Source organism: Shewanella sp. Arc9-LZ (assembly GCF_010092445.1).
Taxonomy (GTDB): Bacteria; Pseudomonadota; Gammaproteobacteria; order Enterobacterales; family Shewanellaceae; genus Shewanella.
In genome coordinates this window covers 1,547,575-1,567,994 of record NZ_CP048031.1, presented here as the reverse complement: position 1 = coordinate 1,567,994, position 20,420 = coordinate 1,547,575, and the positions used below count along the sequence as shown (strand labels likewise).

At 45.3% G+C, this 20,420-nt stretch carries 9 protein-coding genes; all 9 read left to right on the top strand.

The window, feature by feature from the left end; translation table 11 throughout:
- The 9 genes from GUY17_RS06730 to GUY17_RS06690 all read left to right on the top strand — a co-directional run bounded on the left by GUY17_RS06730 (position 1) and on the right by GUY17_RS06690 (position 20,412).
- Positions 1-354 (top strand): hypothetical protein, encoded by a 354-nt coding sequence (locus GUY17_RS06730; RefSeq protein WP_162022682.1) that lies wholly within the window; start codon positions 1-3, stop codon positions 352-354.
- A 141-nt stretch (positions 355-495) separates the two neighbouring features.
- Positions 496-1,149: a MotA/TolQ/ExbB proton channel family protein gene (locus GUY17_RS06725; protein ID WP_162022681.1), complete on the top strand. Its 654-nt coding sequence runs from the start codon at positions 496-498 to the stop codon at positions 1,147-1,149.
- A complete protein-coding gene (locus GUY17_RS06720; protein WP_254439877.1) occupies positions 1,149-1,721 on the top strand; it encodes a biopolymer transporter ExbD in 573 nt (190 codons plus the stop codon). The genes GUY17_RS06725 and GUY17_RS06720 overlap by 1 nt, the downstream gene beginning before the upstream one ends.
- Positions 1,718-2,251 carry a biopolymer transporter ExbD gene (locus tag GUY17_RS06715; protein ID WP_101087747.1) on the top strand — a complete coding sequence of 178 codons (534 nt, stop codon included), beginning with the start codon at positions 1,718-1,720 and terminating at the stop codon, positions 2,249-2,251. Before GUY17_RS06720 ends, GUY17_RS06715 begins: the two co-directional genes overlap by 4 nt.
- A gap of 1 nt (position 2,252) precedes the next feature.
- Entirely contained in the window at positions 2,253-3,239 is a 987-nt protein-coding gene (locus GUY17_RS06710; RefSeq protein WP_162022680.1) for an AgmX/PglI C-terminal domain-containing protein, read from the top strand.
- 377 nt (positions 3,240-3,616) lie between these two features.
- Positions 3,617-4,498 carry a helix-turn-helix domain-containing protein gene (locus GUY17_RS06705; RefSeq protein WP_101087745.1) on the top strand — a complete coding sequence of 294 codons (882 nt, stop codon included), beginning with the start codon at positions 3,617-3,619 and terminating at the stop codon, positions 4,496-4,498.
- Positions 4,482-12,398 (top strand): type I polyketide synthase, encoded by a 7,917-nt coding sequence (locus tag GUY17_RS06700; protein WP_162022679.1) that lies wholly within the window; start codon positions 4,482-4,484, stop codon positions 12,396-12,398. The genes GUY17_RS06705 and GUY17_RS06700 overlap by 17 nt, the downstream gene beginning before the upstream one ends.
- The gene (locus GUY17_RS06695; protein ID WP_162022678.1) at positions 12,395-14,488 is read left to right on the top strand and encodes a PfaB family protein; all 2,094 of its coding nucleotides are present in this window, start codon (positions 12,395-12,397) and stop codon (positions 14,486-14,488) included. The genes GUY17_RS06700 and GUY17_RS06695 overlap by 4 nt, the downstream gene beginning before the upstream one ends.
- The gene (locus GUY17_RS06690) at positions 14,485-20,412 is read left to right on the top strand and encodes a beta-ketoacyl synthase N-terminal-like domain-containing protein (protein ID WP_174839631.1); all 5,928 of its coding nucleotides are present in this window, start codon (positions 14,485-14,487) and stop codon (positions 20,410-20,412) included. Before GUY17_RS06695 ends, GUY17_RS06690 begins: the two co-directional genes overlap by 4 nt.
- Positions 20,413-20,420: the final 8 nt, after the last annotated feature.

The following is a 20,420-nucleotide window of genomic DNA, read 5'->3' as shown; positions in this document are numbered from 1 at the left end:
ATGACCATGCTAAAAGTGTTTCAAACAACGCGTTGTCTTGGCATATTGCCGCTGTTTTTAGCCACTTGTTTACTGAGTGTCTCAGCTCAGGCTACGGCCAATGATGACACTGAAAAGCAACAAGCGGTGAAACCTGCGAGCAACAAACCTGTCGTCATTCAAAGCCAAGTGACGGGCTCACAAGAGCAACCCAAAGTGCTTTATATTATGCCATGGCAAGGGATCAATAATCCGATAGACATTAACAACGAAGGCATGCGACTGACGCTGCCTGAGTTTAGGCCTATCAATCCAAAAGTATTTCGACAACAAGTCAGGGATTTTGCCAACGGCACACCAGAAAATAATCAATAAACACCCTGTAATAAGCTTTTAAATAAGCCATTAAATAAACAACATGCTAGCCAAAAACTGAGTAATACCTAACAAAAACAATTGAACACCTGTAGCCATTAACGCCAGTGTTCAATACGACAATAAGAGAAGGAACATCACATGAGTTTTACCGACCATATCATTGCGTTTTTACAAAATGGCGGCCCATTTATCTACCCTATCGCCTTAGTGTTAGTGGTCGGTTTGGCCATTACCATTGAGCGCTGGTTATATTTAAGCTCTGCACATCGTAGTAACCAGCAAGCTTTTGCGCTGATTAAAAATGCCTTAAAAACAGGTGACATCAATACCATTAGTCAGCATGCACAAAACCATAAAGCGCCTGTGTTTGACGTGTTGCAGTCTGGTATTGCCCGAATATCAAGTGCAAGTCGCCGTGAAGACGTAGAATACGCCATGGAAGAAACCGTGATGGAATACATGTTACGCCTTGAAAAACGCACCCCCTTTATTGCTACGCTCGCTAACATTGCCACCTTATTGGGTCTATTAGGTACCATTATGGGCTTAATAGCAGCATTCTCGGCAGTGGCTAGCGCCGATCCAGCTGAAAAAGCCAACTTATTGTCTTCTAGTATTTCGGTTGCGATGAACACCACCGCATTTGGTTTGATCACTGCCATTCCGCTGATTTTATTTCATTCAAGCCTACAAACTAAAACGGCAACCATCGTTGACTCTATTGAAATGGCAGGCATTAAACTGCTCAATTCATTGTCATTTAACAAGCAAACGGATAACAACCGAGGCTAATGAGTATGAGACGCCGTCGTCGCCCTAATACCCAAGACGCAGAACTGGATATCACCTCATTCATGAATTTGATGATTGTGTTAGTGCCAGTACTTCTGCTGAGCTTGGTGTTCTCACAAGTGCGTATTTTGAATCTGCAATTGCCAGTATTGTCTGAAGCAGAACAAGCACAAGATGATCAAGAGCCCAAAATACTCGAACTAGTGATTACCCCTGCGCGCTTAGCACTAAACTACCCAGCAGGCATGTCACTTAAACATTTTGAACTGACTGATAAAGGTTATGATTTCGCCGCGTTGTCTGTTTATCTACAAGACTTAAAGCTGACATTTCAACAACAAGGTATTGAAAAAAATGACATCGTATTGTTACTCGACCCAGCGGTTGACTATCAAACCATCGTGTCTGCCATGGACACGGTGCGATCATTTAAAGCGGTAGTGGCAGCCAATTTAGTTGATGCTGAATTGTTTCCGATGATCTCATTAGGTGATGCGCCTGCCGTTAATGATGCAGACATCGCCACACCGGCGCAGACCACTATTGGAAAACCAGTAGGAGCTAAGCCATGATGAAGCAATCGGCAAGAAGCCGCAGATTAGCTAAACACCACAAACGCTTAAAAGCTGGCAGTAAGCTCAACCTTGTTGCATTAATGGATATTTTTACCATTTTGGTGTTTTTCTTAATTGTGAATCAATCTGAAGTGCGAGTACTGCAAAATATCGAAAAAATCAGTTTGCCCGTGTCTGTTGCAGATGTACTGCCAGTTGAAAACCTGGTGATTACAGTGTTTACCGACACCGTATTAGTGCAAGAGCGCCCTATATGGCAAAAAGGTACTGATGAAATAGGCTTAACCGAACAACAAAATCCTGAGTTTATTAATGCCTTAACCAACGAACTGACCTATCAAGCCAGTAAACGCAGCGAGCTTAGCGAAACCGAGCAACAAAATGGCCGGGCAGTAACCATTATTGGTGATGCATCCACGCCTTATGTTGTTCTTAAGCAAATTATGGCTGCTTGTGCTGCAACCGGTTACCGAGATATTTCGTTGGCGGTTGAACAACAAGCAAAACAAGCTAATGGTGAGGGCTAATATGACAACAGCAACCTTACACCATCACCAAACCAATCAGAGCTTTAATGATTTAGGCGACTTATTTAAACCCAGTAAACAAGACAAACTGTTTAAACAGATTTTGTGGTTGTTGCTGTTAGTTTATGTCGTCTTTGCGGTCGTAGTGCCCATGCTTGAACAAATTGAACTTCCACGTGAAGTAAAAGAGCAAGTACCACCGCAATTAGCCAAAATCATCTTGCAAGAAAAGCAATTACCTCCACCAGTCAAACCTGAGGTGAAACCGCCTGAACCATTGCCTGAACCGGAGCCTGCACCACCAGAAGAAAAGGCACCCGAAAAACCTGTTGAACAAGCTGTAAAACCTCAAGTTGTTCAACCAGTAACACGTGACGCTGCAAAAGAGAAAGCCAGCACATCAGGCTTAGCGGCGATGAAAGATGAGCTTTTTTCAATGCGCGAAGCCTTTGATATTAAACCTACAGCGCAACGCAAACTTGACCAAACCACGTCTCAAGAAGTCAAAGTAAAACGTGATTTATTAGCTGGTGCGGCCAATAAACAAACTGACAGCTTGGCAAAATCAACTATCAGTAAAACTGTTGCTGCTGGGTCGTTAACAGGCAACGAAACCCAACAAATTCGCTTAGCAAAAGAGGAAGTATTGGCAAGCCAAGGGGCCGTTTCTGAAAAAGCCAGCCAAGCGAGCCAAAATGGACAACGTTCAGAAGCAGCATTAAGACGAACATTAGAGGCCAATAAATCGCGGCTTTATTCGTTATACAATCGTGCACTTCGAAAAGATCCGTTTTTAAAAGGCAAAGTGATGTTTGAAATTGTCATACTACCCAATGGCAATATCAGCAAGGTAACGATTAAATCAAGCGAACTCAATAACCCCAAGTTAGAGCGTCAATTAACCTTGGTATTACGTTCAATCAGCTTCCCAGCAGAAAAAGTCGCGCTAATGACTACTATCTGGGCTATCGACTTCTTCCCGAGTTGATGGGCATAAACCTTAGCATGTCGATTGATCAAAAAAAGCAGGTAATGAGAAAACTCGTTACCTGCTTTTTATTTGGGGGCAATATATCAAATGATTAACTGACAAAATAATCGCCAAAACAAGGTAAATTCAGTGCAATTTTAGATCTAGAGATGCCTTGACATATTTCTCAGATAATCATTTTTTACACCTCATATCTTGTTTTCAGTCTCGGGTGATTGTATCGGAGTGAAACCTCAGGTAATCTGCTTTGTGTTAAAAAAAGCATAAATGGATATTTAGACTAATTTTTTATCTTCTTTAAGTATGACTTAAGTAAGTATCGGTAAGTTTAAATGCGCTAAAGTCCCAATAGATTATTTGGAATCCCGGTCTAGATGACAAAAAAGATAACCACACATTTAGAATCTGGTCTATTTAAGGGTAAGCCTCGCCCAAAAACGGTCCAACACCGTAATGCGACGACAACACCTGAAATGCGTCAATTTATTCAGCAATCCGATTACAGCGTCAGTCAATTATCCAAAATCCTCAATATCAGCGAAGCTACAGTACGTAAGTGGCGTAAACGTGACTCAATCGATAACACCCCAAATACCCCGCACAAACTCAACACCACACTATCTCCGATGGAAGAGTACGTGATGCTGGGTTTGCGTTATCAATTAAAAATGCCTTTAGATAGGCTATTAAAAGTCACCCAAGAATTTATCAACCCCAATGTCTCTCGCTCCGGTCTTGCCCGCTGCTTAAAGCGTTTTGGGGTCTCTAAACTAGACGAATTTGACAGCCCTTTTGTGCCAGAAAAATTCTTCAATCAGCTGCCTATTACTCAAGGCGCCGATATTCAAACCTATACCGTTAACCCGCAGACATTAGCCGACACTTTAGCCCTGCCGAGTCCAGATCCAGACAACGTAGTGCAAGTAGTGTCGTTAAGTATTCCGCCTCAATTAACGAAGCAGCAAGCCTATTCTGTTTTGCTTGGAGTCGATTTTAAGTCTGACTGGGTTTACCTCGATATTTATCAAGACAGCCATACCCAAGCGAGTAATCGCTATATAACGCATGTCTTAAAGCACGGACCATTTCATTTACGTAAGTTATTGGTTCGCAATTATCACACTTTTCTTGCTCGATTTCCTGGAGCAGGTCAACCAGCCGCAGTATCCACTAGCACCATTGATGCAGCTGGATCCCAACACCAGATAACTGAACCTCAGTTATCAAACGGAGACTCATATGAGCCAATCCAGTAATAAAGATAAGCGTTTAAACAAACGCTTAAAAGACATGCCTGTCGCGATTGTCGGCATGGCGAGTATTTTTGCTAACTCACGTTACCTAAACAAGTTTTGGGATTTAATCAGCGAAAAAATTGATGCGATTATCGACGTTCCAGAAAGCCATTGGAATGCTGAAGATTACTACAATGCCGATAAATCAATGGCCGACAAAAGTTACTGTAAACGCGGTGGTTTTTTACCTGAAGTCGATTTCAATCCAATGGAATTTGGCTTGCCCCCTAATATCCTCGAACTAACAGACACCTCACAACTTTTATCGTTAGTGGTCGCCAAAGAAGTGCTAGCTGATGCAGGTATTGATGCACAGTACGATACCGATCGCATCGGTATTACACTAGGCGTCGGCGGTGGTCAAAAAATTAATCACAGTCTCAGCGGTCGCTTGCAGTACCCAATACTCAAAAAAGTATTTAAAAATAGTGGTCTAAGTGATGAAGACACTGAGATGTTGATCAAAAAGTTTCAGGATCAATATATTCACTGGGAAGAGAACTCATTTCCAGGTTCACTCGGCAATGTGATTGCTGGGCGTATCGCTAACCGCTTTGATCTAGGCGGCATGAATTGCGTGGTTGACGCAGCTTGTGCAGGTTCTTTAGCGGCAATGCGCATGGCGATTACAGAGTTAGTTGAAGGCCGCAGTGACATGATGCTCACTGGTGGTGTGTGTACCGATAACTCGCCATCTATGTACATGAGCTTTTCAAAAACACCGGCATTTACCACTAATGACACCATTCAACCTTTCGATATCGATTCTAAAGGTATGATGATTGGTGAAGGTATTGGCATGATGGCGCTTAAACGTCTTGATGATGCTGAGCGTGATGGTGACCGAATTTATGCTGTTATCAAAGGTATTGGCTCATCATCAGACGGTAAGTTTAAAAGTATCTACGCACCGCGCCCAGAAGGCCAGGCAAAAGCATTAAGACGCGCTTATGACGACGCAGGTTTTGCGCCGCACACTGTTGGCTTAATTGAAGCCCATGGTACTGGTACTGCAGCTGGTGATGTCGCAGAGTTCAATGGTTTAAAATCAGTGTTTGCCGACGGTAATGACACTCAACAGCACATTGCTCTTGGGTCAGTTAAATCACAAGTTGGCCACACTAAATCAACAGCAGGAACCGCTGGTGTGATTAAAGCAGCTCTGGCTTTGCATCATAAAGTGTTGCCACCGACCATTAACGTCAGTAAGCCGAATCCTAAATTAAACATTCAGGACTCGCCATTTTATTTAAATACCGAAACCCGTCCATGGTTGCCAAGAGCAGACAATACACCGCGCCGCGCGGGTATTAGTGCCTTTGGTTTTGGTGGCACCAACTTCCACATTGTGTTGGAAGAATATCGTCAAGAACATGTTCGAGGCGATAAGTATCGTCAACGTTCAGTGCCACAAAGTCTATTGATCTATGCTGAAAACAAAGCCGCATTACAGGCTCAATTAACCGCACTGCAAACTGAAATTAATGCTGTTGATACCACACAGCAAAATCGCCAAGAAATTGTATTAGCCGATTTTGGTAAACGTTTTGCCTTAAATACTATTGCCCCTAACGCGGCACGCATAGGCTTAGTCGTTGCTTCATTAGCAGACTTAACCATTCAGCTGACTCAGGCGCTGGCGCAGTTAAGCTCAAATACTGCCGACAGCTGGCAGTTGCCTTCTGGCACCAGTTATCGCGCGGCTGCATTGATTCATCCTGAAGCGGCAAGCCATAAAGTGGCAGCACTATTTGCCGGACAAGGGGCGCAATATCTGAACATGGGCGCCGATTTAGCCTGTTTGTATCCAGAAATGCGTCAGCAACTGATGCAAGCAGATAAGGTGTTTGCCCAACATAAACAAACACCACTATCGCAAATTATGTACCCAAATCCTGCTTTTGAAGCCGAAGATATTGCCGCGCAACAGGCAGCATTAACCAATACCGCCAATGCCCAAAGTGCTATTGGTGCGGTGAGCATGGGCCAATATGCATTATTGACTCAAGCAGGTTTTAAAGCTGATATGGTTGCCGGCCATAGTTTTGGTGAACTGTCAGCATTATGTGCGGCAGGCGTTATTAGCCAAGCTGATTATTATCAATTGGCCTTTGCTCGTGGCCAAGCAATGGCGGCGACACCTAAAGATCAAGACGCTGGGGTAATGTACGCCATTATTATCCCCGCTCAATCTGTTGACAACGGTGTTGAAAAGCTTGAACAGTGCATTAGTGCATTTGAAGGCGTCAAGGTGGCTAATTACAATGCACCAACCCAATTGGTTATTGCAGGGCCAACAGCGTCATGTACCTTAGCGGCACAAGCAATCACTACTGAACTTGGTTTTAAAGCAATCGCCCTGCCGGTTTCTGGCGCGTTCCACACTCTATTAGTAGCCCATGCTCAACAACCTTTTGCTGCGGCAATCAATAAGATTAAATTTGCTAAGCCAAAACTAAGCCTTTATGCCAATGGCACAGGTAAAGCACATCCTAATGATCCAAAAGCAATCCAAGCAGCATTTAGTGAACATATGTTGCAATCGGTTCGTTTTAGCGAGCAACTAAACGCCATGTATGATGCGGGTGCTCGAGTATTTGTTGAGTTTGGCCCTAAAAACATCCTCCAAAAATTGGTGGAGGCTACCCTAGGCAATAAAGCAGAATCAGTCAGTGTAGTGAGCTTGAACCCAAATCCTAAAGGCAATAGTGACACTCAACTGCGCCAAGCAGCGTGTCAGCTTGCGGTATTAGGGGTGGCATTAACTGAGGTTGATCCTTACCAAGCGCCTATCGCTGAGCTTGCCAAAGTGTCACCGATGAACGTTAAGTTAACCGCGAGTAATTATATTAGTCCGGCCACTCAAGCCAAAATGCAAAAGTCATTGCAAACCGGCACCGTTACCAGCCAGACAGTGGAAGTGCCTGTCGAGAAAGTTGTGGAAAGAATTGTGGAAAAAGAAGTCATTAAAACTGAATATATTGAAGTGCCAGCAACATCCGCACCAGCTCAAGCGCCAGCATCTGCAACAGCGGCACCTTTAACGGCAACAGCTCCTATCGCTAAAGCTCAACCGGTTAGCTCAAGTGTGTCAGCGTCGACCGATAGTATCGGTGCATTTTTTGCTGCGCAACAACAAACCGCTGAATTACATCAGCAGTTTTTAGCCATACCACAGCAATATGGCGACACGTTTGCTCACCTGATGACAGCCCAAGCGCAAATGGCGTCATCGGGATTAGCCATTCCAGAAAGCTTGCAACGTTCGATGGAGATGTTCCACCAGCATCAAGCACAAACATTGCAAAGTCATACTCAATTCTTAACGTTGCAAGCACAAGCAAGCCAAACTGCGTTAGCCATGTTGCAAGGGCAAACACCAATGCCAATGGCGGCTTCTGCACCTGTATCGCTACCTGCTGCATCAGTACAGCCTGCGTTTGTGCAGTCAAACCACATAACTCAAGCAGCAATACCTTCGCCAGTGGTAGCTCCCGTTGCTCCAGCTCAGGTTCAAACAGCTCAAACCGCTCAAACAGCTCAAGCGGTTCAACCTCAACCGACAGCCAGTATACCTGTTCAAGCTCCTGTGGCTCAGCAAGTTAGCTCAGCAGCGGTTTCTGCACCAACAGCCGGACTAACACAGCAACAAGTGTTAGACACTATGCTCAATGTGGTCGCAGACAAAACCGGTTACCCAACAGAAATGCTTGAACTTGGCATGGACATGGAAGCAGACCTTGGTATTGACTCAATCAAGCGGGTAGAAATTCTCGGCACAGTCCAAGATGAGCTTCCAGGTTTACCAGAACTGAGCCCAGAAGATTTAGCCGAGTGTCGCACCCTGGGCGAAATCGTTAGCTACATGCAAACTAAACTGCCTGCGGCAAACACAACTACTATAGCGTCAACAGGATCAACATCGGTAGTTACTGCAGCACCAGCATCAACGGGCTTAACCGCTGAAAACGTTCAGCGCACCATGCTCGCTGTGGTTGCCGACAAAACCGGTTACCCAACTGAAATGCTTGAACTTGGCATGGACATGGAAGCAGACCTTGGTATTGACTCAATCAAACGTGTAGAAATTTTAGGCACAGTACAAGATGAGCTTCCAGGCTTACCTGAACTGAGCCCTGAAGATTTAGCTGAGTGTCGCACCTTGGGCGAAATCGTTAGCTACATGCAAACCAAATTACCAGCGGCCAACTCGGTTGCTGTAGCGTCAACGGGATCAACATCGGCAAATGCTGCTGCACCGGCAGCAACGGGCTTAACCGCTGAAAACGTCCAACGCACCATGTTAGCTGTAGTTGCCGATAAAACTGGTTACCCAACGGAAATGCTTGAACTGGGCATGGACATGGAAGCAGACCTTGGTATCGACTCAATTAAACGCGTTGAAATTCTCGGCACAGTGCAAGACGAGCTACCAGGTTTACCTGAACTGAACCCAGAAGATTTAGCCGAGTGTCGTACCTTGGGCGAAATCGTCAGCTACATGCAGACTAAACTGCCAGCAGTCAGCACTGCGGCTCCAGTAGCAACTGTATCTGCAACGTCAACAACGGGCTTGAGTGCTGATACAGTATTAAGCACCATGATGTCAGTAGTAGCCGACAAAACCGGTTACCCTGCAGAAATGCTTGAACTGAGCATGGACATGGAAGCCGACCTTGGTATCGACTCAATCAAACGTGTTGAAATTCTAGGCACAGTGCAAGACGAACTACCCAGTTTGCCTGAACTGAACCCAGAAGATTTAGCCGAGTGTCGTACCTTGGGCGAAATCGTCAGTTATATGCAAACAAAATTGCCTGCAACTAACACTGTGGCTCCAGTATCTGCACCTGCAACAACTGGCTTAAGTGCTGATACCGTATTAAGCACCATGATGTCAGTGGTAGCCAACAAAACCGGTTACCCTGCTGAAATGCTTGAACTGAGCATGGACATGGAAGCCGATTTAGGTATCGACTCAATCAAACGCGTTGAAATTCTAGGTACAGTGCAAGACGAACTACCAGGCTTACCTGAGCTGAACCCAGAAGATTTAGCCGAATGTCGCACCTTAGGTGAAATCGTCAGCTACATGCAAACCAAATTGCCTGCAGCAACCGCTATTGCGTCGGTCGCACCAGCATCAACTGCAAACAAGGCTGACGTTAACACCGCGGCATTACCGCCACACAGCGAGGTAGCGCTAAAAAAGTTACCAGCGGCGGATAAACTCGTAGATTGCTTTTCAACAGACTCTTGTATTGTCATCACAGACGATGGCCACAATGCAGGTTTACTGGCTGAAAAGCTAAATGCAAAGGGATTAACCGTCGCCGTTATTCGTAACCCACAAACCATTAGCGTGGCACATTCACCATTAAGCAGCGATATTAAAAGCTATACGTTGAGCAGCATTGATGATGCCCAAATTGCACAAGTCATTGCCGATATTAAAGCCGATTTGGGCGCTGAACATGCCATTGCAGGCTTTATTCATTTACAGCCTCAAGCTACCGCTAACAGCAGCGAATTAATGTCGTGCACTGTTGCAGCAAAAGCCGCTGTCGACAACGCGTTTTTATGGGCTAAGCATCTTCATGCTGAATTTGCTAAACCAGCTCAAGGTTCGCGCTTATGCTACTTTACCGTGAGCCGTTTAGACGGCGGATTTGGTTATCTTGATAATACTCAGCTAGCAACAGCAGAGCTTAACCAAGCAGCCTTATCTGGTCTAAGCAAAACCCTAAGCCATGAATGGCCTCAGGTGTTTTGCCGCGCATTAGACATTGCCAACAACATTGATACAGCAAACTTTGCCGATGCCATCGTTGCTGAGTTATTTGATATCAATGGTGCCAATGCTAGCGCGGACCGCATTAATGAAGTGGGGATCAGTAATCAAGGTCGAGTAACCTTAGTTGCCGGCAACGCTAGCGAACAGTTTGCACCAGCAAGCCTAAACAAAAATGACACTATTTTGGTCACCGGCGGTGCAAAAGGCGTAACGTTTGAATGCGCCCTCACCTTAGCCAGTCAATGCCAATCACATTTTGTGTTAGCAGGTCGTAGCCAACATTTTGGTAGCGACTTACCGGCATGGGCACAAGGCAAACAAGCTTCAGAATTAAAAGTCGCCGCCATCGCTTATATTCAATCTCAAGGCAATAAACCAACGCCAAAACAGATTGATGCACTCGTGTGGCCAATCAGCAGTAGCCTAGAAATCGATGCTGCGTTAAGCGCTTTCAGTAAAGTTGGTGCCAGTGCTCAGTATGTCTCGATGGATGTCAGCGACGCCAAAGCAGTAGCTGCCAGTCTTAAAAGTCTGACTAATGCCAAGGGTGGCTCATTAACCATTAATGGGGTTATTCACGGTGCTGGCGTATTAGCCGATAAGCACATTCAAGATAAAACCTTGGATGAACTTAACCGCGTATACCACACTAAAGTAACTGGGCTTGCCAGCATTATTAATGCACTCGACCCACAACAGATTAAGCTGATTGCACTGTTTTCATCGGCGGCCGGTTTTTACGGTAATACCGGACAGAGTGATTACGCTATGTCGAATGAAATCCTTAATAAAACCGCACTGAAACTAGCGCACACCTTACCGCAAGCTAAAGTAATGAGTTTTAATTGGGGCCCTTGGGATGGCGGTATGGTCAGTTCAGCATTAAAGAAAATGTTTGTTGAACGTGGCGTTTACGTTATTCCGCTACAAGCGGGTGCCGAGCTATTTGCTCACAGTTTATTAAGCCCACAAGGAGCACAACTGCTTATTGGCTCTGATATGCAAGGTTCATCAGAGCAGGACAACGCTGTAAAAAAGCTTAATGCGGACGCTTTGCTTATTGCCAAGGGTTCGCTGACATTTGCTACTAATACACTTGTGACTAAAGCATTTACGGCTAACGCAGTTACGACTAAGACAGTTACGACTAAGACATCGGCTGCTGATATTATCAGTCAGACGGTGACTCGAGTATTAACCCCGGCTGAAATGCCTTTTGTCAGCGACCATTGCATTGCTGGTAATCCGGTATTACCGACGGTATGCGCCATGCAATGGATGCGTGATGCGGCAGAAACCTTATGTCATGTGCCTGTCAGTATTGCTGAATACAAATTGCTTAAAGGGGTTATTTTTGACACCAATGAGCCACATTTGTTGCAACTGGCACTAACGCAAACTGACGCAGGGCTCAGCGCGCTGATCTCCTCTCGTTTGGTAAACGATCCAAGCGCAGCCATGAAACCGCAATACCAAGCTCAATTGGTGATCAATCATGTGATATTGGCAGCTGATGTTGCTAAACCGACTGTTAGCGACAGTAGTTTGGCTCATTGGGCTAACATGACGCCATTGTTCTCAGGGGCCGAGCTATACCAAAACGGAACCTTATTTCATGGCCCACGTTTGCAAGGTATTGCTCAAGTGTTGGCATTTGATGATGCTCAGCTACTGTGCCGAGTGCAATTGCCGCAGATTAATGCCGCAGACTGCCAAGGTTTTATCCCGTCATCGGTATTAGGTGGTAGCCAAGTTTTCGCTGAAGATTTGCTACTACAAGCCATGCTGGTATGGGCAAGACTGAAATACGATGCCGCAAGTTTACCGGCATCAACCGGTGAGTGTGTTACTGCTTGGCCATTTGCAAATGGTGATAAAGGTTATATTCAACTTGATGTAGTTAAGCACAGCGGCAGAATGCTCGTGGCTAACGTGAGTTTATATCATCAAGACGGCCGCCTGAGTTGCCAAATGCTCAATGCTAAAGTAACCATTAGTAAGAGTTTGAATGGGGCATTTATTCCACATCAAGCTTCTGCAGAACTATCACACAAGGACACAGTGTGACAGCCACAGATAACATGCCGCTAAAATCCATTAGTGAGCGTATTTTGCAGCAACAAACCAAGCCAATGCGCTTGGCTTTGTTGCTCAGCAAACCCAATATCAACTCGGTTAATGAGCACAAGGTTGCAATTGATACTCAGCATAGCGACGGTTTTGAACTGGCGTTATTACACAGCATAGAGCGGCTATCATCCACTGCAGATGAAATGATCAATCTTGCCGATCGGTTGTGGATAATGCCGGGGCTACTTGCTGCGAAACATGGCGTTCATGCGCACGCTTATCTCAATGGTGTTGCACTTGGTAGCAATCAGGCTGAAGCAATAACACTGGCGCTAAGCCATGCAAAACGTTTACATACTCAACCGCAGATTGTCGCGCTAGATAGCAATGCAAAAACCAATACGGCTAACAATGCACAAAACGCATTAGCAGCAATGGTTACCCTAGTAGAGTCTATCGCCAGTCGTTGTATACCAACACAGGACAAGGTCAACAGTCAGTATTGGTTTAGCCCACTTCACCAAAGTCGGGTTGCAGCCTTATGTTACCAAACTGGCGACGATGTTCAGGCAATGATCTTGACCCAAGGACGTGCATTAGTCGCCTCAAAGCAACTGGTTAATCCCCAACGTTTATGGCTGCCACTGTGTGCCACTTCATTGGCACAATTGCACACTAAGCTAATGGCTTTTTCTGCACAGGTCAATTCAGCGACAGACGATTTAAGCTTACTTACACTTATCAAAAGTACATTGGCCGATTATCAAACTGATGCACCCCTAGCCTTAGTGTTAATGGCGCAGGATCGTAGCGGATTAATCGTAGAAGTTAGTGCGATGTTGGCAATGATGTCGACTCATCTAGAGCCTGACGTTAGCGATAAGCCGCCGATAGAATATAAAACCCCAGCTGGCAGTTGCTTCTATTCTGCACCGCTTGGTGATCATGGCTTGAGTTTTGTCTATCCCGGCGTCGGTACTGTGTATCCAAACATGCTCAGTCAAATGGGATTAGTGTTCCCCAATGTGTATGCCGAACTCGAAAGCCAAGGTGACATGCAGTCGATGTTACAAACAGAGTTTATTTACGCGGCAGATAAAAACCGTGCCACACAGATGAGCTTAAGCCAATTAGCCATTGCCGGTGTTGGCGCCAGTTATATTTTAACCAAGCTGTTGCAGCAAGAGTTTGCCATTGAGCCCAGGTTTGCCTTAGGTTACTCCATGGGTGAGGCGGCCATGTGGGCGAGTTTAGATGTATGGCAAGCGCCACACACTATGATTGAAGCAACCCAAAACAGCAGTATCTTTACCCAAGATATTTCTGGAGAGCTTCGCTGTGTTCGCCAGCAATGGCAATTAACCGATGACGAACCCATTGTCTGGAACAGCTTTGTGACTCGAGCCAGTATTGATGAACTCACGCCCCATTTAACGGATTATCCACGCGTTTATATTGCCATTATTCAAGGTGATACCTGTGTTATCGCAGGTTGTGAATCCAGTTGTAAAGCATTGTTAAAGCAAGCAGGTAAACGTGGTATTACAGCCAATCGAATTACCGCAATGCATACGCCAGCCGCGCTAAATATTGTCGACGATGTACGCCAGTTTTATCAGCAACCGCTGCTGGAAAATTTACCCAAGCAATTGCAGTTTATCTCGGCGGCTCAAACAGCACCTGTCACGCTAGACTCGCACGCTATTGCACAATCGATTGCCGATACTTTCTGTCATCAGTTGGATTTTACTCAGTTAATCCACAATGCTCGAGAGCAAGGCTGCCGATTATTTGTAGAAGTCGGAGCCGATAGGCAAACCACCACCTTAATAGACAAAATCAATGCTCAGAGTGGTAACACGTCCCCAGCGATGGCGATTGCTGTTAATGCCAAGGGCGGCGACGATGTCAGCAGTTTACTCAAGTGTTTGGGACAATTAATGGCGCATCGCGTGCCGATGTCATTAACGCCCTTTTTTCGCAGCCTTGACGATGCAATTAACTCATTATCTCAGCAGACGGCAATAGCCGGCGGCTCACCACTGTCTCGTTGCAGTGAAACATCATTAGAAGGAGAACCTCATTGAGTTCTCAAGCCACCCCTAAAATCGCCATTGTCGGTTTAGCCAATCAGTATCCCGACGCGGATACTCCGGCTAAATTTTGGCAAAACTTATTAGACAAAAAAGATTCGCGCAGCCAAATCAGTGCGAGCAAACTCAATGCTTCACCGAGTGACTACTTGGGTGTACAAGGCGAATCAGACCGTTTTTATTGTGATAAAGGCGGCTACATTCAAGACTTTCAATTTAACCCTCAAGGGTATCGTATTGAGCCCGACGCATTTACTGGTTTGGATGACAGTTTCTTGTGGGCAACCGACACCGCGCGAAATGCGTTAACCGACGCGGGTATAGACCTTAGCAATAACGTGCTGCAACGCACCGGCATTGTCATGGGCACTTTATCGTTCCCTACAGCCAAGTCTAACGAGTTATTTGTACCGCTCTATCACAGCGCGGTCGAAAAAGCCTTACAGATTAAACTCCAGCAGCCAAACTTTAATCTGCAATCGTTTAATCAAGCATCGCAAAACAATACCGCAGAAAATGCCAATAACAATAATAATGTAGCGCCTAAAACGGTTAACTTACGTAATGGTGCCATTGCCCATAACGCCTCTAAAATTGTTGCAGATGCTTTGGGATTAGGTGGTACGCAGCTAAGTTTAGATGCCGCCTGTGCCAGTTCGGTTTACGCATTAAAATTGGCCTGCGACTACTTGCATACCGGCAAAGCAGACATGATGCTGGCTGGCGCGGTGTCGGGAGCAGATCCGTTTTTTATCAATATGGGCTTTTCGATATTTCATGCTTACCCAGACCACGGTATTTCCGCCCCATTTGATAGTAACAGTAAAGGTTTGTTCGCTGGTGAAGGTGCAGGGGTATTAGTGCTCAAACGCCTTGAAGATGCCGAGCGTGATGGCGACCATATTTACGCTTTGGTCAGTGGCATTGGCTTGTCGAACGATGGTAAAGGCCAGTTTGTGTTAAGCCCAAACAGCAAAGGCCAAGTGCAAGCATTCGAGCGCGCTTATCGTGATGCCGCCGCAATCGACCCAAGCATAACCCCTGCCAGCATTGAAGTGATTGAATGTCATGCTACGGGGACACCATTAGGCGACAAAGTTGAATTAACCTCGATGGAACGTTTTTTTGAAGATAAACTTCAAGGTAGCGCCACGCCATTAATTGGTTCCGCAAAATCCAATTTAGGCCATTTACTCACCGCAGCAGGCATGCCTGGGATCATGAAAATGATTTTTGCGATGCGTGAAGGCGTGTTGCCACCGAGTATTAATATCAGTGCCCCTATCGCCTCACCTAATGGCTTATTTGGCCAAGCGACTTTGCCAAATGCTGTGCTACCTTGGCCCGATAAAGTAGGCAATAAAGCCCGCCATGCTGGCGTATCAGTATTTGGTTTTGGCGGTTGTAACGCCCATTTATTACTCGAGTCGTACCAAGCTAAAGCTAAAACAGTGACACACAGCCCTCTGAATAATACTCAAAACAATAACGCCCAAACTCGCAGCACAGCGTTAGTTGATGCAGAAACGCCGATGCACATTACCGGCATGGCTGCGCATTTTGGTCAATGCAGCAGTATTGATGCACTGGCGAAAAAAATCATCGCCAAACAAGCCATCTTTAGCCCGCTACCCACTCAGCGCTGGAAAGGCTTAGACAAACATCCTGAACTATTAGCCCAATATGGCATCACTGAAGTACCACAAGGCGCGTATATCGATCAATTCGATTTTGATTTCTTGCGGTTTAAAGTGCCACCCAATGAAGATGATCGCTTAATATCGCAACAACTACTGTTGATCAAAGTTGCCGATGAAGCTATCGCCGATGCCAAGCTAACACCAGGCAGTAAAGTCGCGGTATTAGTCGCCATGGAAACCGAACTCGAACTTCATCAATTCCGCGGTCGAGTTAACTTACATAGCCAAATAGCTCAAAGCCTTAACGCTCAAGGTATTCAATTATCTACAGCGGAATATGACAGCCTTGAAACCATTGCGATGGACAGTGTGCTCGACGCCGCTAAGCTTAACCAGTACACCAGCTTTATTGGTAATATTATGGCGTCACGGATAGCCTCATTATGGGATTTCAACGGCCCGGCATTTACCATTTCTGCAGGCGAGCAATCAGTTAACCGCTGTATCGATGTGGCGCAAAACTTGTTTGCGTTAGGCTCGTTACAAGAGCCATTAGATGCAATCATTATTGCCGCTGTAGACCTGTCTGGCAGCATTGAAAATATGTTGTTCAATACCGCAAAACTTAACGCCAAAGGATTAAGTTCAACAGATTGGTTAGTGGGTGAAGGGGCTGGCGCACTCGTGCTGCAACAAACCAATGCAGCACACACTCAGCTTGACAGCTATGCCAGTATCGACAGCGTTAACTTTACGCCATTGTCACAATTACCAACACAATTACCAGCCGAATTATCAGCAGATGTTGTTGAGTTAAACCAATCACCTGAATGTATATTAACAACTCAAGGCCAACAGTTTGCCCAAGAATTAACTGATGCTGCAATCGCGGTCAGCTCAGCGCCGTTATTGAGTAAAGCTCATGATATTCTCGGTCATACATTTGCTGCTTCTGGCATGGCCAGTTTGCTGCACGGTTTAGTGCAAACTCGTCACATCGATAAACCGTCTATCAATGCCAGTGTATTCACCAGCAGCGACAATCAATACTCACAAGTTAATCTGTCTGTTTCTGCGGCGCAACAACACGCATTGCACGCTAGACTGGGCAATAATTTAACTCAACAACTGGCTACGGGCAGTAAGTTAAGCTTAATTAAACAAGTCAGTTTAGGTGGTCGCGATATTTACCAACACATTATCGACAGCCCACTTGATGCGCTCGACAGTATTATCAATCAATGTGCTGATATCGCCCCAACGGTGGTCAACACCATTGAAAGTAAGCAACCAACTATTCGTGATAATAGCCCTCTTAGCGTCAATAATAGCGAGAATATCGCCGAGCCTCTTATGTCAGAAAATATCCCCGATAAAACAATTCCAAAGCAACCAAGGGTTGCCAGTATGACAAATCATGCTATTCCACCTGCACATTTAACGGCATTTCAACAAAATCAGTGGTTAGCACAACAAGCGCATTTAGCTTATTTGGCCAGCCGAGATGCAGGCTTGAAAGTAGCCGACAGTTTATTACGATCTCAATTGGCTGGTTTTAGCCATCAGACAACTGCGACTCAAGTCGCGTCTCCGGCTGCTAATACTTATGCGGTTCATGCTGCAGTACAAACCGCGGTTAAGAGTGAAACCATTAGCCCTGCCAGGTTAATCCAACCTAATCATGCTTGTGTGCCCGCTTACACTGCACCTATTCCAGCGAATAAACCGTGTATTTGGAATTACGCTGATTTAGTTGAATATGCCGAAGGCGATATCGCTAAAGTATTTGGCTCAGATTACGCCATTATCGACAGTTACTCGCGCCGAGTTCGCTTACCGACCACAGATTATTTATTGGTGTCACGCGTCACTAAACTCGATGCCACCATGAATCAATACAAACCGTGTTCAATGACTACAGAATACGACATCCCCGTCGATGCCCCGTATTTAGTGGATGGTCAAATCCCTTGGGCTGTCGCGGTAGAATCGGGCCAGTGCGATTTAATGTTGATCAGTTATTTAGGTATCGATTTTGAAAACAAAGGCGAGCGGGTTTATCGCTTATTAGATTGTACTTTAACCTTCTTAGAAGATTTACCCCGTGGCGGCGACACTCTGCGTTACGACATTAAAATCAATAACTTTGCCAGCAATGGCGACACGTTATTATTCTTTTTCTCTTACGAATGTTTCGTAGGCGACAAGATGATCCTAAAAATGGATGGCGGTTGTGCAGGCTTCTTTACCGACCAAGAACTGGCCGATGGTAAAGGCGTTATTCAAACTGAAGATGAAATAAAACATCGTCAACAAGTGCTCAACAATCCGAATAAACCAACCTTTACCCCATTACTCCATTGCAGCCAAACGGCATTTGATTATGGTCAAATTCATCATTTACTGACCGGTGATATTGGCAGCTGTTTTGGTGGCGACCATGTCGCGCATCAGCTACAAACTGGGGTGCAAAAATCGCTTTGTTTTGCCTCTGAAAAGTTCTTAATGATTGAGCGAGTGAGTCAATTACAAACACAAGGTGGTACGTGGGGCTTAGGCTTACTCGAAGGTCATAAACACATTGCGCCAGACCATTGGTATTTCCCTTGTCATTTCCAAGGCGACCAAGTGATGGCAGGCTCGCTAATGGCAGAAGGTTGTGGCCAGCTATTACAGTTCTTTATGATCCACATTGGTATGCATACTCTAGTAGAAAATGGTCGATTCCAACCATTGGAAAATGCTTCGCAAAAAGTTCGCTGTCGTGGCCAAGTGTTACCACAAACGGCTGAGCTGACTTATCGCATGGAAGTGACTGAAATCGGTATTCATCCTCGCCCTTACGCTAAAGCCAATATTGATATTTTACTCAATGGTAAAGTCGTGGTCGATTTCCAAAACTTGGGTGTGATGATTAAAGAAGATGCCGAATGTGCTCGTTATCCGCTTATCTCGTTAAACACAGCCAACACTAGCCCTACCGTTGATTCAAACGCTAGCAGTAAAGTGATTACCAACAAAGCCCCGTTAATGGCGCAAGTTCCAGATTTAAACGCCCCGAGTAACAAGGGCGTTATTCCACTAAAACACGTTGAAGCGCCCATAGTCAGTGCCGATTCAAAGTACGCTAATCGCGTGCCTGATACCGTGCCATTTACCCCATACCATATGTTTGAATTTGCTACTGGCGATATCGAAAAATGCTTTGGTCCTGACTTTAGTATTTACCGCGGACTTATCCCACCGCGCACACCTTGTGGCGACTTACAGTTAACCACTCGCGTGGTTGAAATTAACGGTAAACGCGGCGAATTGAAAAAGCCATCATCATGTATAGCAGAATACGAAGTGCCAGCAGATGCTTGGTACTTTGCAAAAAACAGCCACCAAGCGGTAATGCCTTATTCGGTGTTAATGGAAATTTCATTACAACCCAATGGCTTTATTTCTGGCTACATGGGCACCACCTTAGGCTTTCCTGGGCAAGAGCTATTTTTCCGTAACTTAGACGGTGGCGGAAAATTATTACGTCATGTCGATTTACGCGGCAAAACTATCGTCAATGATTCAAAGCTATTATCAACCGTCATTGCTGGCAGTAACATTATTCAAAGCTTCACCTTTGAGTTAAGTGTCGATAACGAGCCGTTTTACACGGGTAGTGCGGTATTTGGTTACTTTAAAGGTGATGCGCTCAAAAACCAGCTCGGCATAGATAATGGCAAAATTACTCAGCCATGGCATATTGATAATAACGTCGCGGCAGACATCAGCGTTAATTTATTGGATAAACAGTCACGGGTGTTTAATCCGCCAACTAGCCAACCGCATTATTGTTTAGCGGGCGGCCAGCTTAACTTTATCGACCAAGCCGAAATTATTGAAGCAGGCGGCAAATACGGTAAAGGCTATCTTGCTGCGTCACGCACTATTGACCCAAGTGATTGGTTCTTCCAATTCCACTTCCATCAAGATCCGGTTATGCCCGGCTCATTAGGTGTTGAAGCCGTGATCGAGTTGATGCAAACTTACGCCATCAGTACAGACCTAGGTAAAGGTTTCACTAATCCAAAATTTGGCCAAATATTGTCGGATATTAAATGGAAATATCGCGGTCAAATTAACCCACTTAACAAACAAATGTCACTTGATGTACATATCAGTGCAGTAAAAGATGAAGACGGTAAACGCATCATAATAGGCGACGCAAACCTCAGTAAAGATGGTCTGCGCATTTATGAAGTCAAAGATATCGCCATCTGTATTGAAGAAGCTTAGGCCAAAAA